This is a genomic window from Herbaspirillum sp. meg3 (genome assembly GCF_002257565.1).
GTDB lineage: Bacteria > Pseudomonadota > Gammaproteobacteria > Burkholderiales > Burkholderiaceae_D > Herbaspirillum.
In genome coordinates, this window is the sequence record NZ_CP022736.1 from 2,268,472 (window position 1) to 2,293,685 (window position 25,214).

The 25,214-nt window shown below is 56.8% G+C and carries 22 protein-coding genes and 1 tRNA gene; 13 read left to right on the forward strand and 10 right to left on the reverse strand.

What is annotated here, in order from left to right:
- Together hmeg3_RS10295 and hmeg3_RS10300 are read left to right on the forward strand one after the other, a co-directional pair.
- Window positions 1–426 (forward strand): GNAT family N-acetyltransferase, encoded by a 426-nt coding sequence (locus hmeg3_RS10295; protein WP_094563640.1) that lies wholly within the window; start codon window positions 1–3, stop codon window positions 424–426.
- Between the two features lie 335 nt (window positions 427–761).
- Complete coding sequence (locus tag hmeg3_RS10300) at window positions 762–2,081, forward strand: dicarboxylate/amino acid:cation symporter (RefSeq protein WP_094563641.1); 1,320 nt, start codon at window positions 762–764, stop codon at window positions 2,079–2,081.
- A 573-nt stretch (window positions 2,082–2,654) separates the two neighbouring features.
- Here hmeg3_RS10300 and hmeg3_RS10305 read toward each other — a convergent pair.
- From hmeg3_RS10305 to hmeg3_RS10315, 3 genes are read right to left on the reverse strand one after another with little or no spacing between them, the layout of a single operon-like run.
- Complete coding sequence (locus hmeg3_RS10305; protein WP_094563642.1) at window positions 2,655–3,476, reverse strand: NRDE family protein; 822 nt, start codon at window positions 3,474–3,476, stop codon at window positions 2,655–2,657.
- Complete coding sequence (locus hmeg3_RS10310) at window positions 3,467–3,754, reverse strand: DUF4936 family protein (protein ID WP_094563643.1); 288 nt, start codon at window positions 3,752–3,754, stop codon at window positions 3,467–3,469. Before hmeg3_RS10310 ends, hmeg3_RS10305 begins: the two co-directional genes overlap by 10 nt.
- Before the next feature lie 16 nt (window positions 3,755–3,770).
- Entirely contained in the window at window positions 3,771–4,838 is a 1,068-nt protein-coding gene (locus hmeg3_RS10315; protein WP_094563644.1) for a folate-binding protein YgfZ, read from the reverse strand.
- Window positions 4,839–4,935: 97 nt separating this feature from the next.
- On the opposite strand from hmeg3_RS10315, the gene mltG reads away from it, so the two are divergent.
- The 4 genes from mltG (at window position 4,936) to hmeg3_RS10335 (ending at window position 8,243) form a co-directional block, all read left to right on the forward strand.
- Window positions 4,936–5,916 carry an endolytic transglycosylase MltG gene (gene mltG, locus hmeg3_RS10320; protein ID WP_094563645.1) on the forward strand — a complete coding sequence of 327 codons (981 nt, stop codon included), beginning with the start codon at window positions 4,936–4,938 and terminating at the stop codon, window positions 5,914–5,916.
- A 54-nt stretch (window positions 5,917–5,970) separates the two neighbouring features.
- Entirely contained in the window at window positions 5,971–6,579 is a 609-nt protein-coding gene (gene tmk / locus hmeg3_RS10325) for a dTMP kinase (protein ID WP_094563646.1), read from the forward strand.
- A gap of 58 nt (window positions 6,580–6,637) precedes the next feature.
- A complete protein-coding gene (locus hmeg3_RS10330; RefSeq protein WP_094563647.1) occupies window positions 6,638–7,666 on the forward strand; it encodes a DNA polymerase III subunit delta' in 1,029 nt (342 codons plus the stop codon).
- Between the two features lie 73 nt (window positions 7,667–7,739).
- Complete coding sequence (locus hmeg3_RS10335; RefSeq protein WP_094563648.1) at window positions 7,740–8,243, forward strand: GNAT family N-acetyltransferase; 504 nt, start codon at window positions 7,740–7,742, stop codon at window positions 8,241–8,243.
- Window positions 8,244–8,366: 123 nt separating this feature from the next.
- On the opposite strand, the gene hmeg3_RS10340 is transcribed toward hmeg3_RS10335, so the two are convergent.
- Window positions 8,367–10,604, reverse strand: a complete 2,238-nt coding sequence (locus hmeg3_RS10340) for a TonB-dependent siderophore receptor (RefSeq protein ID WP_094563649.1) — start codon at window positions 10,602–10,604, stop codon at window positions 8,367–8,369.
- Window positions 10,605–10,916: 312 nt separating this feature from the next.
- Between hmeg3_RS10340 and hmeg3_RS10345 the strand changes: the two genes are divergently transcribed.
- From hmeg3_RS10345 to hmeg3_RS10370, 6 genes are all read left to right on the forward strand, one after another.
- Window positions 10,917–12,221, forward strand: a complete 1,305-nt coding sequence (locus hmeg3_RS10345; protein ID WP_094563650.1) for an ATP-binding protein — start codon at window positions 10,917–10,919, stop codon at window positions 12,219–12,221.
- On the forward strand, window positions 12,218–12,769 hold the full coding sequence (locus hmeg3_RS10350; protein ID WP_094563651.1) for a response regulator transcription factor: 552 nt from the start codon (window positions 12,218–12,220) through the stop codon (window positions 12,767–12,769). Before hmeg3_RS10345 ends, hmeg3_RS10350 begins: the two co-directional genes overlap by 4 nt.
- 192 nt (window positions 12,770–12,961) lie before the next feature.
- The gene (locus hmeg3_RS10355; RefSeq protein WP_369828882.1) at window positions 12,962–15,088 is read left to right on the forward strand and encodes a TonB-dependent receptor; all 2,127 of its coding nucleotides are present in this window, start codon (window positions 12,962–12,964) and stop codon (window positions 15,086–15,088) included.
- Between the two features lie 11 nt (window positions 15,089–15,099).
- Entirely contained in the window at window positions 15,100–16,560 is a 1,461-nt protein-coding gene (locus hmeg3_RS10360; protein ID WP_094563653.1) for a PepSY domain-containing protein, read from the forward strand.
- A gap of 70 nt (window positions 16,561–16,630) precedes the next feature.
- Complete coding sequence (locus tag hmeg3_RS10365; protein ID WP_094563654.1) at window positions 16,631–17,410, forward strand: TatD family hydrolase; 780 nt, start codon at window positions 16,631–16,633, stop codon at window positions 17,408–17,410.
- A 10-nt stretch (window positions 17,411–17,420) separates the two neighbouring features.
- Window positions 17,421–18,113, forward strand: coding sequence for an ankyrin repeat domain-containing protein (locus tag hmeg3_RS10370; RefSeq protein ID WP_094563655.1), 693 nt, complete (start codon window positions 17,421–17,423; stop codon window positions 18,111–18,113).
- Between the two features lie 90 nt (window positions 18,114–18,203).
- On the opposite strand, the gene hmeg3_RS10375 is transcribed toward hmeg3_RS10370, so the two are convergent.
- The 4 genes from hmeg3_RS10375 to hpnD all read right to left on the reverse strand — a co-directional run bounded on the left by hmeg3_RS10375 (window position 18,204) and on the right by hpnD (window position 22,204).
- Window positions 18,204–19,346, reverse strand: coding sequence for an alpha-hydroxy acid oxidase (locus hmeg3_RS10375; protein WP_094563656.1), 1,143 nt, complete (start codon window positions 19,344–19,346; stop codon window positions 18,204–18,206).
- Window positions 19,347–19,548: 202 nt separating this feature from the next.
- Window positions 19,549–20,916 (reverse strand): hydroxysqualene dehydroxylase HpnE, encoded by a 1,368-nt coding sequence (gene hpnE / locus hmeg3_RS10380; protein WP_094563657.1) that lies wholly within the window; start codon window positions 20,914–20,916, stop codon window positions 19,549–19,551.
- Window positions 20,900–21,274, reverse strand: coding sequence for a YxeA family protein (locus hmeg3_RS10385; RefSeq protein ID WP_232511946.1), 375 nt, complete (start codon window positions 21,272–21,274; stop codon window positions 20,900–20,902). The genes hpnE and hmeg3_RS10385 overlap by 17 nt, the downstream gene beginning before the upstream one ends.
- A gap of 96 nt (window positions 21,275–21,370) precedes the next feature.
- Window positions 21,371–22,204 (reverse strand): presqualene diphosphate synthase HpnD, encoded by an 834-nt coding sequence (gene hpnD / locus hmeg3_RS10390; RefSeq protein WP_094563658.1) that lies wholly within the window; start codon window positions 22,202–22,204, stop codon window positions 21,371–21,373.
- 403 nt (window positions 22,205–22,607) lie between these two features.
- Here hpnD and hmeg3_RS10395 point away from each other — a divergent pair, with 403 nt between their 5' ends.
- Entirely contained in the window at window positions 22,608–23,444 is an 837-nt protein-coding gene (locus tag hmeg3_RS10395) for an HDOD domain-containing protein (protein WP_094563659.1), read from the forward strand.
- Window positions 23,445–23,529: 85 nt separating this feature from the next.
- Here the strand turns inward: hmeg3_RS10395 and dbpA are convergent, their stop codons facing one another.
- Both dbpA and hmeg3_RS10405 read right to left on the reverse strand, forming a co-directional pair.
- Window positions 23,530–24,936 (reverse strand): ATP-dependent RNA helicase DbpA, encoded by a 1,407-nt coding sequence (dbpA, locus tag hmeg3_RS10400; protein WP_094563660.1) that lies wholly within the window; start codon window positions 24,934–24,936, stop codon window positions 23,530–23,532.
- Between the two features lie 159 nt (window positions 24,937–25,095).
- Window positions 25,096–25,172 (reverse strand) — tRNA-Met (locus hmeg3_RS10405).
- Between the last annotated feature and the right edge of the window lie 42 nt (window positions 25,173–25,214).

Here is a 25,214-nt window from a genome sequence, read left to right on the forward strand (position 1 = left end):
ATGAAACACAACATCAAAATCGCTGCATGGAATGATCTGCGCGAAGATGCCGCATTGATTCGCAATGAAGTTTTTGTCGTTGAGCAGAATGTACCGGCAGAGCTGGAAATGGATGAGATGGACGCCGTCTGCGTACATGCGGTCGCTTACGATGAAGGCGGCACACCGATCGCCACCGGACGCTTGCTGCCGGATGGTCATATCGGCCGCATGGCGGTGCGGAAACCTGGTCGCGGCCAAGGTGTCGGTGGCGCCGTATTGCAGGCGCTGATGGCAGCGGCTCGCCAACGCGGGGATCGTGAAGTGGTTCTGAACGCGCAGACGCATGCGGCATCTTTCTACGGCAGCCACGGTTTTGCGCAAGAAGGCGAGGAGTTCATGGACGCGGGCATTCCGCATATTCACATGCGGGCAGCATTGGCCTGATTGGATTCGATGGTGCGTAGCGAGTGGGGCGGCATGGGAAGCCGCCTTCAGTTCGTCTACCTCCTGAGGTGTTGTGGCCTTGCTGGCCGCTTACCCGCTTAGGGAAGATAGATTTTCGTTTTTTTTGCGCGTTGCAGCAATTTTAAGCAAGCGAATTTAGAAGTTCTTCCGTTGCCTTCCGGTCATGTTTCGTCGTTTTGTTGTGGTTTCCCACAATATCTAGGGGTATGCTGGTAATGCATACTTGCGCCCGCAGTGACAGTTGCGGCTTTATTCTTTGGCAATGTCGACTGCACGACAAGTTTCCTAAGATCCTAGAATAAATGGAGAACCGCATGGGCAAGACGCCACTTTATAAATCACTCTACTTTCAGGTGTTGGTGGCAATTGTCATCGGCGTCTTGCTCGGGCATTTCTATCCGTCGTCCGGCGAGGCAATGAAGCCGCTCGGAGATGGCTTCATCAAACTGATCAAAATGATCATCGCACCGGTGATCTTTTGTACTGTCGTGCTCGGCATCGCCGGCATGGAAGACATGAAGAAGGTCGGCAAAACCGGCGGTCTGGCGCTGTTGTATTTTGAAGTCGTCAGCACGCTGGCGCTGATCGTCGGTCTGGTGCTGGTCAACGTGTTGCAGCCTGGCGCAGGCATGAACATCGATCCGAACACCATCGATACCAAGAGCATCACGGCTTACACCGGTCCGGGCAAGATGACCAGCACGATTGACTTCGTGATGAATATCATCCCGATCAGCATGGTGGATGCGTTTGCCAAAGGCGACGTGTTACAGGTGCTGCTGATCTCGGTACTGTTTGGTTTTGCGCTGCATCGCTTCGGCGGTCGCGGCACGATGATTTTTGATTTCATCGAAAAAATCTCCCACGTCCTGTTCGCCGTTGTCGGCACCATCATGAAGGCCGCTCCTGTCGGCGCGTTCGGTGCGATGGCGTTCACCATTGGCAAATACGGCGTCGGCTCGCTGCTGTCGCTGGGCAAGCTGATGGGCACTTTCTACCTGACCTGCCTGATCTTCATCTTCGTCGTGCTGGGCATCATCACGCGTCTGCATGGTTTCAGCGTGTGGAAGTTCGTCAAGTACATCAAGGAAGAGCTGCTGATCGTGCTGGGTACGTCGTCTTCGGAATCGGTGCTGCCACGTATGCTGGCCAAGATGGAAAATCTGGGCGCAAAGAAGACGGTCGTCGGCTTGGTGATTCCGACCGGTTACTCGTTCAATCTGGACGGCACGGCGATTTATCTGACCATGGCGGCGGTGTTTATTGCGCAGGCAACCAATACGCCGATGACGTTGACGCAGGAGCTCACTTTGCTGGCAGTCTTGTTGCTGACCTCGAAGGGCGCTGCAGGTATCACCGGTAGCGGCTTCATTGTGCTGGCGGCGACCTTGTCGGCAGTAGGCCACGTGCCTGTAGCCGGTCTGGCGCTGATTCTTGGTATTGATCGCTTCATGTCCGAAGCGCGCGCGCTGACCAACACGATCGGCAACGGCGTTGCAACCATCATCGTGGCGAAGTGGAGCAATGAACTGGACGAGAAGCGTCTGCATGCTCAACTGAACAACGAAACATCGGAAGAGGCGAACTCGCCGGAAGCGGTGCTGGATCGTACAGAAGCGAAGATTCATCACTGACAGTGATGAGGGCGAACTCCGGTTTATTGGAGCGCCTTGAAAAAACGGCGGCGGGACTTGATGGTCTCGCCGCCGTTTTTTTATGTGCCGAAGCAAGTGTAAAGCGTGCGCACAAAAGAAAAGACCCATAACGAAGGGGGGAACGTTACGGGTCTTGGTCTCCTCGCAGCCTCTTAAGGACTGGATTTATTTCAAGCTATTGTGTTCCCTTTGTGCACAATAGTCATTCTGCGGTGCAGCATGTTATTTTGATAAGAATGATGGAAGAGTTTGAAGACAAATAGCGGGCGGCTGATCTGAATATCAGACGAAAGCGAGGAGAAACCGAGGCAGGTGTGACAAGGGGATGGGCTGCCGGCGCCGGTTGTGGCGGGGCAAAAAAAAGCCCGCGGCCTTGCGGCGCGGGCTTAAATCCAATTCTTTAAGGAGGAAATTGGAGGAGACAGGTGTAACTTTAATGCTCTGCACAAATTTCGACCACTTTATTTCTTAAATATCAGATATCTATTTTGGTTATATCTGTGACTCATTTCATAAATAGGCGTGAAATGAGTTCAATTGATATGGCGGCATTCAGCTCGGGCTTTCTGCATCCGGTTGAATCTTGACCCTGCACGGAGCGTTTTTCTTTTGCGGTTCGGTGGTCGGCGCCGCCTGGCACGAACTGATCGGATCAACGACGTGTTCGCTCAATACCGGCTCACCGACGATGGGAACCCGTACAACGCTGGAAGCTCGCGTGCCGTAATCCGGAGAGCAGATGAAAATTGGCGACAAGACGCGCTCCCATTCCAGGCTGACTCCTGTACTGGGCAGGCGGCAATCGTTGGCGCGGGTACTGTCGCTGAGAAGCTCAAAAAAGGTTTCTTCCGGTGCTCCCTGGCAGAGCAGGCTGGCAAACTGCGCCTTGGCACGAGTTACCTTGGGCCACGGCGTGTCCAGCAAGGCGTTGGAAAGACCGTAGACTCCGTAACCGAGCGGTTTGCCGTTGCGCGGATCATCGTCGCCTTTGTTGGAATACCACAGCAAATTCTCGCGATCGCCCACGAGGAGGTTGAAACCGTTATATTCCGCCGCGCCAGGCCGGACGTGTTCGACGTATTGTTCTGGTGTCAATGTGCCGGACAGATAGTCCGAAACCAATCTGCCGCGAGTGGGGGCATCGGGACGTTTTTCCGACGGCGCACGCACGTTGGTCAATGCCGCAAAGCGGCCGTCACGGGTCACGCCCAGCCACGTCCCCCCGGCTTGCAGATCCCGGCCAGCATACACGTCCGGCCGATCTTCCCACCAGCCGGCCGCGGCGGCGGGGCGTTGATAGAACTCGTCGCGATTGGCGGCCGCAATCAGCGGCATGCCGGGAATGACTTTCCACGCAAAAATGATCAGACACATGGTGAAAAGTCCAGAAAGTGTTCGGTATGACGCGGGCCGTCAATAAGCTGATCCAGCTGATTGGCGGCGATACTTTGTTTCAGTACCGACTCAAATCCATCGGGCACATCCAGATAAACCTCCATCCAGGTGTGTTTGCCATCCTGGTCTTGCGGGCGGCGTTTCAATTCCGTGGCGACCTTGTATTGCTGTGACAATTGCGCCTGCATGGCGGCAGCCTGCTTTTGCAACTGCTCGCTATTGGTCAGAAGCACGCGGTAGTAGATATAAAGATCCATCGACAATCCCGGTCGCTTATTGCGGTTCCGCCAATTCGTAGGGCAGGGGCTGCAATTGCAGCACGGGGCCATCAACGGTGCCGAGGTGGATGGTGCCGTTGTCGCTTGCCGCCAGTTTGATTTCCACCAGACAGGCGGATTTGCCCGTGCCGGCCGGTTCTGCATTAACGATCATGCCGCAAGGCTGGCCCGGATCTTCGCTGGAGAACACTTCCGCGCCGGCGCGGACATCGACTGCATCAACCAGTGCCAGCACGCTGCGGCGTTTGAGCTTGCCCAGATACTGGCTCCGCGCGACGATTTCCTGGCCGGGATAGCAGCCTTTCTTGAAGTTGACGCCGCCGATCAATTCAAAATTGATCATTTGCGGCACAAATTGCTCTTGTGTCGGCTGGGTAATCATCGGCACGCCCGCATAAATATCGGTCAGGCGCCAGGCATGGGTGCCGGTCGCACTCAGTTTTTGTGTCAGGCCAGGCCAGGCCGCAATCGCTTGCTCAACCGAGGTGACCCATTGATAGCGTGGGGCCTGACGGCTGTCGGCGACGCGCACCAGCGTGCCGTTTTCATTGTCAATCTTGCTGTAAGGCTGCGTTGGCAATTGGGGAAACCATTGTTGCAAAACCTCAGAGGCTGTGTTGCCGGCCAGGCCGAGCGCGACGTACTGTTCGCTGACATCAGCCAGCTTGGCCTTGGAGCGCATCACAAACATCTGCAGGCGCTTCTGGATAGCCGGCTGAAGTGCGCGCGGCAACTGCAGCACAATTTGCCCGACATCCTTCCACATCAGGAAGGTCGCCAGCAGACGGCCTTTCGGTGTGCAATAGCCGGCCAGGCGGGCTGTGCCGAGATCAAGTTTTTCGACATCGTTGGTAATCTGGTTATGCAGGAAGCTGGCGGCGTCGTCGCCGCTCAGCGAGATCAGGCCAAGATCGGTCAGCGGCGCAACGAAATTGTCTGGCAACTCCGCTGCCGCTGCCGTGCCGAAATAGCGCACTTCCGCACCGTTCGCGGCCTCGATATGAGCGCCTTGCTGTTCGAGAAATGCCTGCCAGGGCGAGGATGCTTGAGTCGATTCGGTCATAAATTAGGTTACTGAGCTATACAGCGATTATCATTGATGCCTCGATTATAGTGGCGCTGGAAAAACGCGTCGGATTGCGCCGGATTTTGCCTCAACAATGAAAAAAATATTTAATACTCTTCTGTTGCTTTGTGTCGCCCTAGCATGCGGGGCGGCTTACTGGCTGAGCCAGCCGATTATCGAGGAAGGGCAAAAACCGGTTGAATTCACCATCACGCCGGGGGCGGGCATCAATGGCGCCGCCCAGCAGATCGCCGACGCCGGCGCGCCGGTCAATCCGATCCTGTTCGCCTTGCTGGCGCGCGGCAGCGGCAAAGGTAATCGTATCAAGGCCGGCAGCTACGAGCTGAAACCGGGTTACACGCCATTGCGCCTGCTGGAACAACTGGTGCGTGGCGAATTTGCACAGGAATCGCTGACCATCATCGAAGGCTGGAGTTTTCGGCAGATGCGCCAGGCGATCGCCGACCACAAGGGACTCAAACACGATACCGCCACGCTTTCCAACAGTGAGCTGCTGGCCAAGCTGACTACCGAATTTGCCGCACCGGAGGGCTTGTTCTTCCCGGACACTTATCTGTTCGCCAAAGGCGCCAGCGACATGCAGATCTATCGTCAGGCATTTGCATTGATGAACAAGCGTCTGGCCGAGGCCTGGAGCAAGCGCGACCTGTCGTTACCTTACAAGACGCCGTACGATGCGCTGATCATGGCATCCATTGTCGAAAAGGAAACAGGGCAGAAGTCCGAGCGCGGCATGGTGGCAGGCGTATTCGTCAATCGCTTGAAAACCGGCATGCTGTTGCAAACGGATCCCACCGTTATTTACGGCATGGGCGAGCGCTATCAGGGCGTCATCCGCAAAAGCGACCTGTTGACCGACACGCCTTACAATACCTATACCCGCAAGGGCATGCCGCCAACGCCGATTGCCTTGCCGGGTGCGGCATCGCTGGCAGCGGCAATGAATCCGGACAAGACCGACGCGCTGTATTTTGTGGCGCGCGGCGACGGCACCAGCCATTTTTCCAGCAACCTGAGCGAACATAATCAGGCGGTCAACAAATATCAACGTTGATCTGCATCGCAACGACTCCACGCTGAAACTTTTTATCTGACGAAGACGGATCACATGGCATCAGGCAAATTCATCACCTTTGAAGGCATCGACGGCGCGGGCAAGTCGACGCACATCGCTTTCGTCGCCGACCTGCTGCGTGCACGCGGACTGACTGTCGTCACCACGCGCGAGCCGGGCGGCACCGAACTGGGCGAAAGTCTGCGTTCCATGGTGCTGCATCAAAAGATGCATCTCGAAACCGAGGCGCTGCTGATGTTTGCAGGCCGTCGGGAGCATCTGGCGCAAGTCATTGAGCCGGCGTTGGCGCGCGGCGACTGGGTGATCTCCGACCGGTTTACCGACGCGACATTTGCCTATCAGGGTGGTGGCCGCCATCTGTCGCTGGACAAGCTCGACGCGCTGGAACAGTGGGTCCATCCGCATCTGCAGCCCGATCTGACGCTGTTGTTCGATGTGCCGCTGGAAGTGGCGCGTGCGCGTCTTGATGCCGAGCGCACGCTGGACAAGTTCGAGCAAGAGAAAGCGGATTTTTTTGCTGCTACGCGCGCTGAATATCTGCGCCGGGCCAAGCAGTTCCGGCAGCGTTTCCGCGTCGTCGATTCGACGCGTTCCATCGCCGACATTCAGCAAGAGATCGCGCAGTTGCTGGTGGATGTCTGAGCGGATTTCTGAGATACACCTATTTTCCGATCAACGTTTTATCCTTGATTGATCACGCATGAGCAATACCGTTTTCCCTTGGCTGCAGGATAGCTGGCTGCAACTTCAGCAGTTGCGCGCCCGCTTGCCGCACGCCATTTTGTTCTACGGCCCCGAAGGCATCGGCAAGACTGACTTCGTCGAGTCATTTGCACAATCGCTGCTATGCGAAAACGTCCAGCCTGACGGTCACGCCTGCGGCACCTGTTCTTCCTGCGGCTGGTTCTCGCAATACAATCACCCAGATTATCGCCGTGTCCGGCCCGAAATCCTTGATGGCGAAGATGCCGCCGATGACGGTGAGGGCGAGGAAAAGAAGACAGCAAAGGCCAGCAAAACACCTTCGAAGGAAATCAAGATCGACCAGATTCGCGCCTTGTCTGATTTCATGAACGTGTCCACACACCGTTCGGGCATGCGCGTAGTGGTGCTGTACCCGGCCGAAGCGCTCAATACCGCCGCCGCCAATTCTTTGCTGAAAACGCTGGAAGAGCCGCCGCCGAGCACCATGTTCCTGCTGGTGTCCAACCGGCTCGACCGTTTGTTGCCTACCATCTTGTCGCGCTGCCGTAAATTCGCGCTGGCACTGCCGTCGCATGATGAAGGCCTGGCCTGGCTAAAGCAGCAGAACGTCAAAGATGCCGATGTCTGGCTGTCGGAGCAGGGCGGTGCACCGTTGGCGGCATTGAATGCCTCGCAGGGCGATAGTCGCGAAACGATGGATGAGTTTCTGCGTTCGTTGAGTCATCCCGGCATCGACGTGGCGCTGAAGACTGCCGAGCGGCTGCAGAAAATTCCGGTTGTCGATTTGGTGGGCTGGCAACAGCGCTGGCTATATGATTTGTTTTCGCTGAAATCCGGCGGCCCGATTCGCTACTATCCGCGCTATAGCAAAGAGCTTGGCGCGCTGAGTGGTCGCATTGATACGGCGACGATCGCGTCTGCGCTGAAGGCTGCCAATGATCGCCGTGCGATTGCGGATCATCCGTTGTCGGCAAGGCTGTTCATTGAAGAAATGCTGATCGAGTATTCGACCTTGTTCGTTTAAGCAGACCGCGTTTTGTTAGCGGCTTTTAGCTTGATCAACCAACCAACTGATTTATTTTTACTACGTTTTCAACATGGGCTTTAACTATACGCATCGCCTGGCGCGCCAGGAAGACCTGAACGCTATCGTCGCCATCTACAACAGCACCATTGCCTCGCGAGAAGTGACGGCCGACACCGAACCGGTTTCGGTGGAGTCGCGCCAGGCCTGGTTCGACGAACACACTCCCGACAAGCGCCCGCTGTGGATTGCCGAGCGCGACGGTGAAATTATCGGCTGGCTGTCGTATTCCAACTTCTATGGCCGTCCGGCATATTCAGGCACCGCCGAGTTGTCGGTCTATATCCATGAAAAGGCGCGTGGCCAGGGATTAGGGCGTTATTTTTTGGAGCAGGCCATTGCGTTTGCACCCTCGATCAATGTGCACACACTGCTGGGATTCGTGTTTGGTCACAATCAGCCAAGCCTGAAACTGTTTGAGGCATTTTCTTTTGAACGCTGGGCCAATATGCCACGGGTCGCAACGCTGGACGGCATTGAGCGTGATCTGGTGATTTTGGGTAAGCGTGTGGCTTGAGCTAACTGATCGTCAGATTTGCCGGCGGTGAGCGGGGCAGTTGCCGATCTGCGGATCGGTGTTTTCTGCACTGAAGAAAAAAGGGAAGCAGAAGCTTCCCTTTTTTGTTTTTGGTGCAGGCGATCAGAAGTCCACTGAAGCCGACGTAATGAAGGTGCGAGGCGCGCCTTGAACCAGGTAACCCAGGGCCGAAGAGCCACCTGCCGATTCCCAGTAGCTGCGGTTGGTCAAGTTCTGAATGCCGCCGCGCAGAGTGACGACCTTGCCGCCGATGTCAGTCAGGTAACGTGCGCCAATATCCATCCGTGTCCATGCAGGAATTGCCTGAGTGTTGGCCGAATCGACATATTGCTTGGACGTATAGATCACGCGGCCGCTAACCGACAGGCCTTGTACCCCTGCGACATCCCAGTCGGCACCGACGTTGGCCATGGTCTTCGCCGTACCGATGGCATTCTTGCCATCGTAGGTACCGTCCTGAGTACGTTTCTGCTTGGCATCCAGCAAAGTGAGGCCGGCCAGCAGATGCAAGCCGCGCATCGGATCGCCGAAGGCTCCGATTTCAATACCCTGATTTTCTTGTTTGCCGCTGGTTGTATAAGTCGGCGTGGCACTTGGCCCCGTCTTGATGACGTTCGGCTTCTCGATGCTGAACAGGGCGACGGTCACTCCAACTTTGCCTGCATCATATTTGACCCCGACTTCCTTCTGTTTCGACTTGTACGGAGCAAGCAGAGAGCCAAAGTTGGTGGCAGTAGTGTCGGATACTTTAGTGCCCGGTTGCAGGCCTTCGATGTAGTTGCCGTACAGCGATACTTGTTTGGTCAGTTTGTAGACGATGCCGGCAACGGGAGTGACGGTGCCATTGTTATAGTAGTCACTCTGCAGATGGGTGTTGTAGTCGTAACCGATTGTCTTGAGGCGCTGATAGCGTCCGCCCAGAGTCAGTTGCAGACGCTCATCCAGAACCGACAGCGTATCCCCGAGCGCGATGCTCGACAGCTGTGTCTTGGTCGTAGTTTGCGGACTGGCGAGGCTGCCGCCGAAGAAGTCCAGCGCCGGCTGTGCAGAGGTGCTCGGTGCATACAGGTTGCCGGTCGTCGCGGTGCCCAGTGACATCGCGTAGGCGTTGCGCGAATCTTGCCAGTAGCTGGAAGCAGATGCGCTGACCGAGTGTTTTACGCCACCAGTGGCGAATTTGCCGCGGATGCCGACTTCGCCGGTCCAGACGTAATCTTCGCGCGAGTTATCGAAGCGGTTGGACGTGAAATTGCCGTTGGTGCTGTTGACATTCGGTGTGGCCAGGCTGTTGTTCTCGGTTCCCTGGCGCATGCCCAGGGCGAACCACGACGTTACATCTTGCGCCACATCCCACTCTCCGCGGACGGTGCCGAAGATATCGCGCTCATTGGAGTAAAACCACTTCTGCCCATAGTTTGAAGAAGCGCTCGGCACCGACGGTACATAACCGGCAGGGGCAGCCGCAATGCGTACGCTCGGGCGAGTGGAGCTCAGGTTGTATTCCTGCAGACCAAGATCGGCCGACAGGCGGAAACTGTTGCCGCGATAATCGACGCCGATGGTCGCCATGTTCAGCTCGCGGTTTTCATTGTCGATGGCAGTGCCGCCGGCACGGCGCACAGCGTTCAGACGCAAGCCCAGACGCTCTTCCGGGCCAAAACGGCGACCGATATCAGCTGCGACGTAGGTCTGGCCGCCTGATTCGATGCCTGCTGTGAATTGCGTTGTCGGCTCGGACGATGCACGCTTGGGCAACAGATTGATCGTACCGCCGATTGCATTGCCGCCAGGTGTGGCGCCATTCAGGAAGGCACTGGCACCGCGAAACACTTCCACACGCTCCAGCATTTCGGCCGCCACGTACTGGCGTGGCAGCAGACCATACAAGCCGTTGTAGGCGAGGTCATCCGAATTGGTGATAAAGCCGCGGATCATGTACGACTCCTGATAGTTGCCGTAGCCGCGCGTGACACGAATGGTCGGGTCATTCAGCAACACATCACCGACACCCTTTGCTTGCTGATCCTTGATGAGTTGTTCCGTGTAGGCAATGCTGTTGAATGGCGTTTCAAGAAAATCCTTATTGCCCAGAAATCCCACCCGGCCACCGCGCGCCACCTGACCACCTGCATATGCAGGCGGTAACCCATCTGCTGATGCATCCGCGGAGGCATTGACGGTCACGGACGGTAACGCCTGATCCGTTTTCGCATCGTTGACCGCAGCCGCTGGCGACGCAGCGGCAGAAGCTGCTTGTGCGCGTACCTGGCCGGAGTAAGTCATGGGAACGATGAATGCGACAGCCAATGCGGCAGCGATAGGGGTAAGGCGGTATTGCATGGGATCCTTTGATATGGGAAATAGTCGAAAATCGTGGGCTCGTGCATGACGGAGACCGAATACGTTAGCGGCCGAACATCATGGCGAGTATGCTGAGTCGGATTTATTATAATTAAGAATCGTTATCGTTTGTATTCGTAATTGTGTTTGATTGCTTAATTTACGTAAATTTTTGCTCGCTTGTTGCGTACTTGCTCAAAAAGTTTTCTTTTGGAAATAATTTGGTGCTCTAGTCACCGTTTGAGTTGCCGCGGCAGTGTGCTGTCAATCCGGTCTGGCTGCGTCAGGAGCAGGGCGACATATAATTCCCTCATGCCGATACTTTCCCTTTCTCGCCCTTTGCCTCAGCATCAGCTGTTGCTACGCCTGTTCTGGATGCGTTGCATCGCAACGCTGGCGCAAGCTTTGCTGGTTGCCGGCGCCTATCTGGGGATGGAGCTCAGCTTGCCGCTGACACCCTTGTGTGCGGTGTTGATGCTAATGCTGGCATTCAATGGCCTAACCTGGTGGCGTATGCGGCTGGTGTATCCGGTGCGCGAGCTGGAGCTGTTCTTTCAGCTCTTTGTCGATATCAGCGGCTTGTCGGCGTTGCTGTATTTCACCGGTGGTGCGACCAATCCCTTCGTGTCTTTTTACTTACCGGCGCTGGCAGTCGGTGCAGCAATCCTCGCACCACGCTACGCGTTTGTGCTGGCGCTTTATTCCTTCGCTTGTTATTCGGGACTGACTTATCTGTATCAACCCTTGCATGTCCACGACCATGATCAGGCCATGGCCTATCATCTGGCCGGCATGTGGGTCAATTTTCTGGTCTCGGCGGCATTGATTACGTGGTTTGTGACACGCATGTCGGCGACCGTACGCGCCCGTGATGCACAGCTCGCGCAAGCGCGTGAACAGCAATTGCAGGACGAGCGCATCGTCGCCCTTGGTACGCAAGCTGCCAGTGCGGCCCATGAAATGAGTACACCGCTGGCGACCGTTGCCGTGATTGCCGGCGAGTTGCGTATCGAAGCCGGACGCAACGGCGCGCTCACGATGTATCGCGACGATCTGGCGATCGTGGAAGAGCAGATCGCCGCTTGCAAGATCGCGCTCGACCGCATGGGCATGGATGTTCAGGTGCACGGTGGGTACGCAGATACTGCAGCGCCTGTACGCTTGACGGATTGGTTGCGGCATTTTGTTGATACCTGGCGCTTGCGTCATCCCGCCATATCGATTCATCTTTCGCTGCCTGCTGAAGCGATGCCGGTCAAAAACCAGCAATTGATCGGACAGATTCTGTTGACGCTATTGGACAACGCCGCGCAGGCAGTCAACGAAGGCGGCAAGATCGACATGGCATTGAGCATGTCGTGCAATGAGGCTATGATTCGCGTCGTCGACGATGGGCCGGGCATTGCGCCCGATCAGCTCAAACGCCTTGGCTACGAACCGGTGCGTAGCAATACCGGCGGCAAAGGTATCGGTCTGATGCTGGCCTTTGCCACGGCACGGCAATTCGGCGCAAAACTGATGTTGACTTCGGACGAGGGGCGCGGTGTTTGCGCGACCTTGACGGTTCCCTTGCAAGACAATAGAACTGCTCCACAGAAGAAAGAAAAATTACAATGAGCGCAGCTTTTTTGATCCTTGATGATAACGACGTCTTTGCCTCCACATTGGCGCGTTCGCTATCGCGCAGAGGGTTTTCTGCGACGGTCGCCCATAGTGGCGAAGAGGCGATGAAGGCCGCCGCCGATACCGATTTCGCCTATGCCACGATCGATTTGCAATTGCAGAAGGATTCCGGCTTGCAGTGGATTGCGCCATTGCGGCAACAGTTGCCTCACGCTCGCTTGTTGGTGCTGACCGGTTACGCAAGCATTGCCACGACGGTGCAAGCGATCAAGGCGGGTGCCGACAACTACCTTGCCAAACCGGCGAATCTGGATTCCATTCTTTCAGCGCTTGAACATAGCGCCAACGATGCCGACAGCGAGAGCGACGGCGCGGACAATGCGGACATCGCCGTCCCTTTGTCGGTGGAGCGTCTCGAATGGGAACACATCCAGCGTGTGCTGGCCGAACATCAAGGCAACATCTCCTCGACAGCGCGTGCGCTCAACATGCATCGCCGCACTTTGCAGCGCAAACTGGCCAAACGTCCGGTCGCAAAATAGGCCTTTCGAAGCTCGTCACAGGCACTCCTGCGACAATCGGTCGCATTCCCAATCGCCGCACTACGCACTAGGATGCCCCCTTTGTTTCTAGGGGGAAGTCTGGTGAAAAAGCTATTCGGTAAAGTCTTGCCGCCACGGCGCGCGGTTGTCATCGCCATCTTGAGTTTGTCGGGAACAGCCGGTGGCACCGCCATGGCTGCCGGTGATGTACTGGAGACCATTGAAGTACGCGAGACGCGAGATGAACCGAATGAAAAACTGCCGCTGGATCAAAGCGCATCGACCGCCAGCCGACTCGGACTGAGCGTACGCGAAACGCCCGGCAGCATCAGCATCATCGATCGCAGCGCCATCGAAGCGCGCGGCGCCAGCGACACGCAGCAGATCTTGCGAGGTATTCCCGGCGTCACGGCGTCTGCGCCACCAGGCCAGGCGGGTTTCGTCTCTTATCGCGGTTTTTCTGCGTCGCAAATCACGCAGCTTTTTAACGGTATCACCGTCCAGTATGACTCCATCTCGGCTCGACCGATCGATAGCTGGATTTACGATCGCGTCGAAGCAGTCGGCGGTGCATCCGGCTTCGTCAACGGCGCCGGATCGGTTGGTGGTGCGATCAACTACATCACCAAGCTCGCCAATCGCGATGGCAACACGGCACAGCTTTACGGCAGCTATGGTTCGAACAATTCATCAGTCGCCGCCGCAGGGATCAATCGCAAGATTGGTGGCGAGAATTCATCCGATGATGGTGCTGGTGTGACCAACTACCTGCGCATCGACCTCAGCCGCAGCGGCAGCGACGGTTATGTCGATGGTGAGAAGCGTCGCTCTCTGAGCGGTGCTTTTTCGCTGTTGACCGACATCACGCCGCAGTTGTCGCATACGTTGGCCTATGAATATCAGCAGGAACACGTTGACCGCCCCTACTGGGGCACGCCGCTGCTCAACCCGACTACCGGCGTCGGACGCATCGATCCCGCGACGCGCTTTAAAAATTACAACGCCAACGATGGCGTTTATGAACAAACCGTGGAATGGTTTCGCTCCATTGTTGACTATCGTCTGTCTGCCGACACGTCGATCAAGAACACCTTCTATCACTACAACGCCTTGCGCGACTATCGCAATGTCGAGGTGTATCGCTACAACGCCACCAATACGCAGGTCGTGCGCAATTCAGCATTTCTGCAGCGGCACGATCAGGAGCTGACCGGCAATCGTCTGGAGTGGCAGCACCATGGCAAGCTGGGCGCGATGCAGTCCGATTGGGCCGGCGGCGTCGACTACAGCATCAATCGGATGAAACGGTTTCCGCGCACTGTCGCCGGACCGATCAGCTCGGTTGATCCCTACAATTTCAGCACGGAGAGCTTCTTTTCCATTCCAGGCATGACGCCGGATTTCGTTCCGGATCGTAGTAATCGCGTCACCACGCTGGCAGCCTTTCTTGAGAATCGCACCCGGCTCTTGTCTTCACTGTCCTTGGTCACGGGGTTGCGCCACGATCAGATCAAGCTGGAAGTCGAAAACCTGCGCACGGCCAGCGCGACTGATCCTGCGTATTTCAGCAATACCTATCGCCCGACTACCGGCCGGGCGGGGTTGGTATGGGACATCACGCCGAGCGCCAATGTATTCGTCCAGTACAGTACGGCGGCAGATCCACCTGCAGGTGTGTTGACGACGGCGAGTTTCAGCCAGGTGCGCGATTTCAATCTGACTACCGGCGATCAGGTCGAAGCCGGCAGCAAGTTCGATTTTTGGGACGGACGCGGCAACGCGACGATTTCTGCTTACGCGATCAAGCGCAAGAATCTGGCGGTCACCGATTCCACCAATCCCAACAATACGGTGCCGGCAGGCCAGCAGTCTTCGCGCGGGCTGGAGTTTGCGTTCGGTGTGCGGCCGGTAAAGAATGTGCGCCTGCAGGGCAATTTTTCACTGGTTAAGGCGCAGTACGATGACTTTACCGAAAGCGTCGGAGGTGTGGCCGTGTCGCGCGCCGGCAAGCGACCCACCAATACACCGATGCGCGTCGCCAACCTGTGGCTGGACTACGCCTTCATGCCAGGCTGGAACGCAGGCCTCGATGCGCGCGCAGTATCGTCGGTCTACGGCAACACGGCAAATACACTCAGTGCGCCAGGCTACGCCATCTTTGGCGCCAGCCTGAGTTACAAGATCCAAAGCGTCGCGACTGTGACTGCGCGCGTCAAAAACCTGACCGATAAAGTGTATGCCGACAACGTAACCTCGGCGCCGATGTTTTACCTCGGCGCACCGCGTACGTTTGAAATCGCTGTACTGGCGAATTTCTAAGCAGCGCAGCCATGAAACGTGGAATTTTTCTCATCCATCGATGGCTCGGGATTGTCGTCTGTCTGGTCATGCTGTTGTGGTTCGTCAGCGGCGTGGTGATGATGTATGTCGGCTATCCCAAGCTGACATCGGCAGAGCGACTGGCACGCTTGCCGGATCTCGACAGTCGCCGCTGTTGCATCGCCGTGGATGAGGCGGCTCGTGCGCTGCCGCAAGGTATCCAGCCATCGTCGATTGTGCTGACCAGTGCGGGCGAACAACCGCAGTATCAATTTCGCAGCGGTAAAAAAATCTTCGCCGTCGATGCCGTTAGCGGAACGCTGATAAAAGGTGTTTCGAGCACCAACGCCATATCGGCGGCACAGGTATTCATGCCGCAGGCAACGCCGCGTTATATCGATCTGATTGATGAGGATACCTGGACACACACACGTAGCCTCGATATGCATCGGCCCTTGCATCGTGTGCAGATGAATGATCCCGAGCGGACGCTGCTTTATCTATCCGGCGCGACAGGCGAAGTCGTGCGCAAGGCAACGCAGACCGAGCGTGTCTGGAATTACGCCGGCGCCTGGTTGCACTGGCTATACGCTTTTCGCGGCGGTCCCTTGGAAGGCGCGTGGAATGGCATCGTGGTCTACCTGTCGCTGGCCGGTGTGTTGGTGGCAATCAGCGGCAGCGTGATCGGTGTCTGGCGCTGGCGATTCCGTGGCCGGTTTCGATCTGGCGCGAAAACGCCGTATCGCGAGCCTGTCATGCGTTGGCATCATCTGGTCGGTTTGGGATTTGCCGGTGTGACGCTGACCTGGGTGTTCAGTGGCTTGATGTCGATGAATCCCTGGAATATCTTCAGCGGCGCCGCGCCGGCAATCAATCAACAGGCTTACGCAGGTGCAAAGTTGACGCCGGCGACCTGGCCGCTTGGCAGTCGCGATGCCTTGCGTTTGTTGCCGTCCGATTTGCATGTCAAAGAGTTGCGTTGGCATCTGCTTGACGGCAAGCCATACTTGATCGCTGTCGACGGCGGGGGAAGAACGCGCATGATCGATGCTACGACGCAAAAGGTGAGCGAGGCGCCGCCAGCAGAGATATTGAGTGCCGCCGCCAGGTTGATCGACGCACCCATTGCGGACGTGCAATTGTTGCAACAAGAGGATACCTACTATTACAGCCGTGAGGCACACACCATGATGGGCGGCATGTCGCATTCCTTGCCGGTCTTGCGCATCCGCTATGCCGATGCGGCGCAAACCTGGGTGCACATAGATCCGGCTACCGGCGTCGTGCTTGGCAAGCTGGATCAGCGGCAACGCGTCAAACGCTGGTTGTTCGCCTTTTTGCACAGCTGGGATTTGCCGGTATTGCTGTCGAGCCGTCCCTGGTGGGATGCCGCGTTGATTTTGCTGAGCCTGGGCGGACTGGCGTTGAGCGGCACGGGTGTGGTGATAGGGGTACGCCGGTTGCGTCGCTGAAGGACTGCGTCGGCGTATCAATGATCACCGCAGGCCGGAGGCGGGGCGATGGCGTAAAATAGCGGCCATCATGTATATCGATTCCCATTGCCACATCAATTTCCCCGAACTCGTAGCGCGTCTTCCCGATATCCTCGGCAAGATGGCTGAGAACCGCGTCAGCCATGCGTTGTGCGTATCGGTGAACCTGCCTGAATTTCCGCAAGTGCTCGCGCTGGCGGAGAAGCATCCGCATATCTATGCTTCGGTCGGGGTGCATCCCGACTATGAAGACACGCCGGAGCCGACTGTCGAGCAACTGGTCGAGCTGGCCGACAATCCGCGCATTGTCGCCATCGGTGAAACCGGGCTCGACTATTTTCGCCTGCAAGGCGATCTCGAATGGCAGCGCGAGCGTTTCCGCACGCATATCCGTGCTTCGCGCATCACCGGCAAGCCGCTGATCATCCATACCCGCTCAGCCTCGGAAGACACAATCCGTATCCTTCGCGAAGAGGGCGCAAGTCCTGAAGCAGGTGGCGTTGCCGGCGTCATGCATTGCTTCACGGAGTCGCAGGAAGTCGCTGATGCCGCCATTGAACTCGGGTTTTATATTTCCTTCTCCGGCATCGTCACGTTCAAAAGCGCTAAGGCATTGCAAGAGGTCGCACGTACGATACCGCTGGAGCGCATGCTGATCGAAACCGATTCGCCTTATCTGGCGCCGGTGCCACACCGTGGCAAAACCAACGAGCCCGGGCTTGTGCGTCACGTCGCAGAATTCATCGCCGACTTGCGCGGCATTTCGGTGGAAGAAGTGGCGCGTCACACCACGGAAAATTTCTTCACCTTGTTCAAGATGGCCAAATAAGGGTTGCGGCATGCTGAATCAGATCGAGCAGTTTGTTAAACGTTTTGTCGGGATTGCTTCGCTGGCAGTGGCCACATTGGCATCGCCTTTTGTGCAGGCCGGCTCTTACGAGGATTACATCACTGCAGTCAAAATGGATGCGCCGCGCGAGTTGCAGGAGCTGATCAAACGCGGTCTCGGTCCCAATGTGGTTGAGCCGCAGCGCGGCTATTCGGCGCTGACCCTGTCCATCCGTGAAGATTCGATGAAAGCTTTCGACGTGCTATTCAACACGCCGGGCGTCGATCTTGAAGTGAAGGCAAAAAATGGCGATACGGCCTTGATGGTCGCCGCGTTTTACGGCAATCAGCGCGTGGTGAAACTGTTGCTCGACAAGGAAGTGGAAGTGAATCGCCCCGGCTGGGCTGCCTTGCACTATGCGGCCATCAACGGCAATCCGAACATCATCAAGCAACTGCTGGATGCCTCCGCTTATATCGATGCAGAATCCCCCGACGACAAGATGACGCCGATCATGCTGGCAGCGGTGCGCGGCCGGACTGCCGCCGTCAGATTGCTCAAGGAAGAGGGCGCGGATATCACGCTGAAAAACGCAGACGGCATGACGGCTCTTGATCTGGCGCGTCATTTCGATCAAAAGGACGTGGTTGAAGAACTGACCGGTCAGCACACGCCCTGGTCGCAGCAGCGTCCCGGACAGTAGCCCGTATCCGCATCCCTATACCTCCTGTAGTTATAAAAAAATCCCGGTCACGTCAGACGTGAGCCGGGATTTTTTTGTTGCAGGTACTGATCAGCGACGCGGAATCAGAATCTGCGGGCCGACATCCTTGATGTCCCTGGTGCCGGTCAGCGCCATGCTCACATCCAGTTCTTTTTGCAGGATTTGCAGCATCTTGGTCACGCCTTCACCGCCCATGGCGCCGAGGCTATACAGGAAGGCACGGCCGATCATGGTGCCTTTGGCGCCCAGCGCAGTTGCCTTCAGGATGTCCTGACCAGTGCGGATGCCGCCGTCGAACCAGACTTCAATCTGGTCGCCGACTGCTTCGGCAATTGCCGGAAGCGCTTCTATCGACGACATCGCACCATCCAGCTGGCGGCCGCCGTGGTTGCTGACGACCAATGCATCGGCGCCGGTTTGTGCCGCCAGCTTGGCATCTTCCACGTCGAGAATGCCCTTGAGGATCAGCTTGCCGCCCCATTGTTCTTTAATCCACGCGACGTCGTCCCAGTTCAGCGTCGGGTCGAACTGGCTTGCCGTCCATTGGCTCAGCGTCTGAATGCCGCTACCGCCACCGGTAATGTGGCCTGCCAGATTGCCGAAGGTCTTGCGGCCGGTCAGCGCGCGCAAGGCCCAGCCTGGTTTGCTCGCCAGATCCATGAGGGTGTCCAGCGTCAGCTTCGGTGGCACCGACATGCCGTTTTTCAGATCCTTGTGGCGTTGGCCGAGGATCTGCAAATCCAGCGTCAGCACCAGCGCAGAGCACTTTGCCGCCTTGGCGCGATCAATCATCGACTTCACGAAGCCACGGTCGCGCATCACATACAGCTGGAACCAGAACGGCTTGGTGGTGACGCTGGCTACGTCTTCAATCGAGCAGATGCTCATGGTCGACAGTGTGAAAGGGATGCCGAATTTTTCTGCCGCGATCGCGCCCAGCATTTCGCCGTTTGCCCATTGCATCCCTGTCAGTCCGGTCGGAGCAATCGCCACCGGCATGGTGACGTCATGGCCGATCATGGTGGTGCTGGTGGAGCGTTTGTCGACGTTGATGGCAACGCGCTGGCGCAGCTTCAGCGCCGCCAGGTCGTCGGTATTGGCGCGATAGGTGCTCTCCGTATAGGAGCCGCTGTCGGCGTAGTCGTAAAACGCTTTAGGTACCCGTTTTTTTGCCAGAACGCGCAAATCTTCGACACAGGTGATGACGGGCATGTTTATTCTCCGAAAAATAGAATCCGTAAATAGGGATACGTGTTTGCTGAATTTTGACCGTATCGTAGAACAAACAGACCGCTCATGGGGTGAATCCCTTTGGCGGCAAAGATGAAAAGTTTCGCTGAATTAAATGTCTGCACGACCGTGGACGACATCGCCGCCGAAATGGCCATCTAAATGGCCAAGACGGGCCGTCTGCTTACAGAAACAGCTCGGCGGCCTTGATGCCGCTTTGCACAGCAGCCTCCAGCGTAGCGGGATAGTCGCCTGCGACATAGTCGCCGGCCAGCGCCAAGCCAGGCGGCATGGTGCTATTGTCGGGGCGTAACAAGCCCGGTGTGCAGGAAAACGTTGCGCGTTTTTCGGAGATGACCTTGCTCCAGAGCGGTGTTTTCAGTAGTGGATTTTGCAACTGTTGTGCCAGTTGAGTGGTAATACCTTCGGTGAGTGCCGCATGCCCCTGTGCAATGGCGTCGCCGGCGGCGCTGACTACGACAGCCAGCAGGCCTGCATTGTCACTGCCATCAGCACTGAGCTGACCGCGATCAAAGACGAATTGCCCCCACGCCGCCTGCTGCGGATCATCCAGCAAAGCGTAGAAAGCCTGATCGAGGCGGACTTGCGGCGGGTATTGCAGATAGCACGTTGTGATCGGTTCGTAATCCAGCGCACGTAGTGAAACGGTATCGCAGATTCCCTCCAGCAAATCTGCGGCGACTTCCGGGCCGGTAGCAATGACGACGCCGTCGAAGGAGGCCGGATCGTCGGTTTGCTTGAAATGGATTTGCCAGCGCGCCGATGGCGATCCGGTTTGAGAGGGAGCGCGCGGAGAAATCGACTCAACCGCCCGCCCGCAAACGATATCGCCGCCGCATTGTTCGACAAACGTGGCTGCTTGCTGCGGAAACAGCGCCGTCAGGTCGGTACGCGGAATCAGCATGTCGGACGCAGTGCGACGCGCACCCAGACTGTCACGCAGTACGTTCAGGAAGACCTGGGCAGAGGCGCGCTGCGGTGGCGTGTTGAGTGCCGCAATACAGAGCGGCGTCCACATCAGGCGCGTCAGGCGCTCGGTTTGTTCGTAGCGCTCCAGCAATTCTGTGACGCTGCAATCGTCGTACAGCTGCCAGCCCATCCAGCGCGCAGTGGTGGAAAAACGCGCCAGCGCCATTTTGTCGTCGCGTGTCAGCCCTCTGGCTTTGACCAACGCGACCAGCACATGCAAAGGGGCAGGCAAGCGTGGCGCGATGAAATCCATGCCATCGATGTGTGTCGGATAACGCATCTGCAGCGGCAGGCGCAGCAAGGATTTTCCGGCATCGATGCCGACGACTTTCATCAGTTGCAGCGTGGCGCGGTAGGCACCGAGGAGGATGTGCTGGCCGTTGTCCAGCGTGCGGCCGTTGATTTCTACACGCCGGGCGCGGCCGCCGAGGATGCGGTTGGATTCGAACAGGCTGACGCATCGTCCGGCCTGAGCAAGTTTGACTGCCGCAGCGCAGCCGGCCCAGCCGCCGCCGATGACGGCGATGTGATCTATACTTTTATTGTCAGGGGATGTTCCCATTCTTGATCCGGTCCGGTAATTCCTGCTGCGGCACTTCTTCCCAGGCGGTCACTTTGTCGGCTGAGGACACGTAAAGCCGCAGATACGTGTCGAGCGACAATTGCTTGTCCGAAGTGAAGGTCAGCGTTTTCTGGCTGCCGCCTTCGTCCATGGCCGGCAGGCGGTATTCATAAATATGTCGCACGATGGTGTCCGGCAAAATACGTTTTCCAGGATCCACTACGTAGACGTAAAACTCTTTTTTGCCCCAGCGATTTAACGTGTTGTTGAAGGCGGGATTGAGAACCATACTGGCAATGAAGGCAAGGCCGGCAAACAGAGATACTGCGTAAATTCGTTTCATTTTCTCGTCGGTCAAATCCGGAAAGCGAATTGACGTTCTGAGCGGGTTAAAGTTCAGCTGTACCGGCAGCTGTTACAAGTCTGTTTCTATATTGTGTCTCTGTGGTTTGCTTCAGCCGCGTATATAAGTCTTCCACGCCAGCCATAGTTTGCGTATCGGCGTGAGCGAGATGCGTTGATTCAAGACGTGGAAACCATCGTGCTCAATCTCGTTGAGCAAGGTGCGATAAATCGCCGCCATCATCAGACCCGGGCGCTGGGCGCGGCGGTCTTCTTTCGGCAGCAAGGCGAAGGCTTCGTCGTACACGCGCTGAGCGCGCTCTACCTGGAAACGCATCAGCTTCTCGAAGTTTTCGCTGTGACGCGCATTAAGAATATCGGCGGCGGTGACGTTGAATTGCTGCAATTCATTGACCGGCAAGTAGATGCGGCCCTTGCGCCCATCTTCGCCGACATCGCGGATGATGTTGGTCAGTTGAAACGCAAGTCCGAGTTTTTCAGCAAACAGCAGCGTGCCGCCTTGTGTGACGCCGAAGATGCTCGCCGACAAAATGCCCACGACGCTGGCGACGTGCCAGCAATAGCGTTGCAAGCCGGGGAAGTCGAGATAGCGCGTTTGGTCGAGATCCATCTCCATGCCGTCAATGATCGCCTGCAAGTGTTCGCCTTTGAGGCCATAAGTCGCCACATGCGGCTGCAGGGCAAGGGTGACCGGATGGCTGGGATTCCCATTGAGCATTGCAGCAATTTCCTTGCGCCACCACATCAGTTTGGTGCGCGCCACACCGGCGTCTTCTATTTCATCAACGGTATCGTCCACTTCGCGGCAGAAGGCGTACAGTGCAGTAATGGCACGTCGGCGCTCAGGTGGCAGGAACAAAAAGCTGTAGTAAAAGCTGGAGCCGCTCTGGGCAGCTTTTTGCTGGCAATATTCGTCAGGAGACATGAAGTGGGATAGCAATGAAAGCGGGCGCAATGCGCGAAGCCGCTATGCTAGCCGACTAGGGGGCGAAGGGCAATCTGCTTTGTACGCGGCATTCGCGCAAAGCCTCGAAAATAGAGGATAAAAGCTTCGATATATATGGTTGCAGCGGTAGACTTTGTACATTAAGCTGAGGGCAACGAGACATGACTGACGGCAATGGCTTCATCGCTGGCAGACAGTCGGATGCTGTTGGTAAAAATGCAAAAACAAGCCAATGGATCACGACTGAAGGGTTGGCGACGGCACGGCAGGATAAGAGAAGATAAGAAAAGAAGCCGGATCGGCGCATGCGCTTCCAATGGGAGCCATCATCGGATACGGCAGGGGTAAGCAGCTCATATCAAGGCGAGGAGACTAATTCTTCATGAACAGACTGGAAGCTTTCAGAAGCATTGCAGCGCAGGCCGGTCGCGGCGAACTGGTATTTCCTACCAACGTCAATGCATCGATCAAACTGCAGCAAGCGCTTAACGATCCGAATTGTCACCTGGAAGCGGCTGCCAAGCTTGTGATGGCAGAGCCGCTGCTGTCGGCACGTACCGTGGCGATCGCCAATTCGGCCGCATACAACCGCTCCGGCGGCGAAATCAACAACGTCCGAACGGCGGTCATGCGTCTCGGTTTCAAAACCCTGAACGCGATTACGACAGCCGTTATCGTGCGCCAACTGGGCCGCAACATCTCCGACGCGGAAATGCGCGTCAAGGCGGCGCAACTGTGGGAGCACACGGCCAACGTCGCTGCGATCGCGCAGGTGATTGCGTTGAAGATGACGCGGCTGGATCCGGAAACTGCCATGTTTGCCGGTATCGTCCACGAAGTCGGTGGGTTTTACCTGTTGTCGCGCACGGATGAGTTCCCCGGCCTGCTCGACGGCAATTCCGAAGACTGGGCAGAATATGGCGAGAAAATGATCGGCCGCGCCGTGCTGAAAAAGCTCGGCATTCCCGAGGCCGTGGTTGCCGCCGTGGAGTCCTTGTGGCATGGCATCCGGGTATTGCCGCCGGAAACGCTGGGCGACGTGCTGCTGCTGGCGAAAGAGTTGTCGCCGGTGCCTTCGCCGTTCCAGAAGAGTCTGCTGGAAGCCGGCCGTGCACCGGACACCATCGTCGATGAATTCATCGGTGATGATTCCTTGCGCGACATGCTGGAAGATTCCGCTGACGAAATCCGTTCACTGACCCAGGCTTTGCTGATTTGATTTCCTGAATCGGCAGAACGCCTGAGGTAATAAAAAAGCAGCCATCATCATCATGGCTGCTTTTTTATTTGTTGCAGATTGGGCTTCAGGCTGTTCGCATCAGACGCATTTTGAAGTTGCGGCCCTTGATGTTGCCTTCGCTCAGACGTGCGTAGGCTTTTTCAGCAATGCGGTAGTCCAGCGCCACATAGGTTGAAAACTCGAACACGTTGATCTTGCCGACCTGCTCCTTGGTCAGGCCGACATCGCCGGTCAGTGCGCCGAGCAAGTCGCCCGGACGCAGCTTGTCCTTCTTGCCGCCCTGAATGCACAAGGTGCGCATCGGTGCTCGCAATACCTTGTCTTCATTGGTGTCCAGCGCATTGAGGTCGAACCATTGCACCGGCGCTTTCTGATATTCCTCAATCAGTTTCACCCAGCGTTTTTCGGTCGGGATGCACAGATTCAGCGCCAGACCCTTGTCCTGTCCGCGGCCGGTGCGGCCGATGCGGTGGATGTGGACTTCCGTGTCGCGGGTGACGTCGACGTTGATCACGGCGCTCAGGTTGGCAATGTCGAGTCCGCGTGCCGCCACATCCGTCGCGACCAGCACCGAACAGCTTTGATTGGCGAATTGCACCAGGATTTCATCGCGCTCGCGTTGCTCCAGATCGCCGTACAGGGCCAATGCGCTGAATCCTTGTGCGCGCAATTCTTCCGCCAGTTCGCGACAATGGATCTTGGTGTTGCAGAAGGCCAGCGTCGATACCGGCTGATAGTGTTGCAGCAGCCGTGCAACCGCAAAATTGCGCTGCTCGGCCGAGACTTCAAAAAAGCGCTGTTCGATTTTTTCGCCATCGTGCTGGGCTTCGACCTTGATTTCTACCGGGTCGTGCAGGAAGCGTGAACTGGCCTTGCGGATATCGTCAGGGTAGGTCGCTGAAAACAGCAAAGTCTGGCGACGGGAGGGGCAGGCGCTGACGATCCCTTCGATGTCCTCGTAGAATCCCATGTCGACCATGCGGTCGGCTTCGTCCAGCACCAGCGTCTGGACGGCTTTGAGGTTGATGGTGTCGCGGCCGATGTGGTCACGGATGCGACCGGGTGTACCGACGACGATATGACAGCCATGTTCCAGCGATGCAATTTGCGGGCGCATGGCAGTGCCGCCGCACAAGGTCAGGATCTTGATGTTTTCGGTAAAGCGCGCAAGGCGGCGCAATTCATTCGATACCTGATCCGCCAGTTCACGCGTCGGGCAAATGACCAGGCCCTGAATCGCAAAATACGCCGGATTCAGCCGATGCAACATGGCAATGCCAAACGCTGCAGTCTTGCCGCTGCCGGTCTTTGCCTGAGCAATCAAATCGCGTCCTTCCAGCGCCGAAGGCAGACTTTCAGCCTGGATCGTCGTCATCTCGCGATAGCCGAGCGCGTCCAGGTTGGCGAGCATGGCCGGCATGAGCGCCAGATTTGAAAAAGGAAAGGAGGGCGAGGGTGTCGTGTTCACCATGATTGGACCTGAGCGCTAACGGAAGTGAGGGAAGTCTAACAGAGCGGCATCAGGAGCGGCCTACAGTCATCTCTGAGGCGGCAGGAGATGAATCCGCCATAAGAACGAACAGAAACCAAAACAAAAGGGCCTGCACAATGTGCAAGCCCTTATCGTATTTGGTTGCGGGGGCAGGATTTGAACCTACGACCTTCGGGTTATGAGCCCGACGAGCTGCCAGACTGCTCCACCCCGCGTCTGAGGAGCCGAAGTCTACAGAGGATCAATTTGAATAGCAA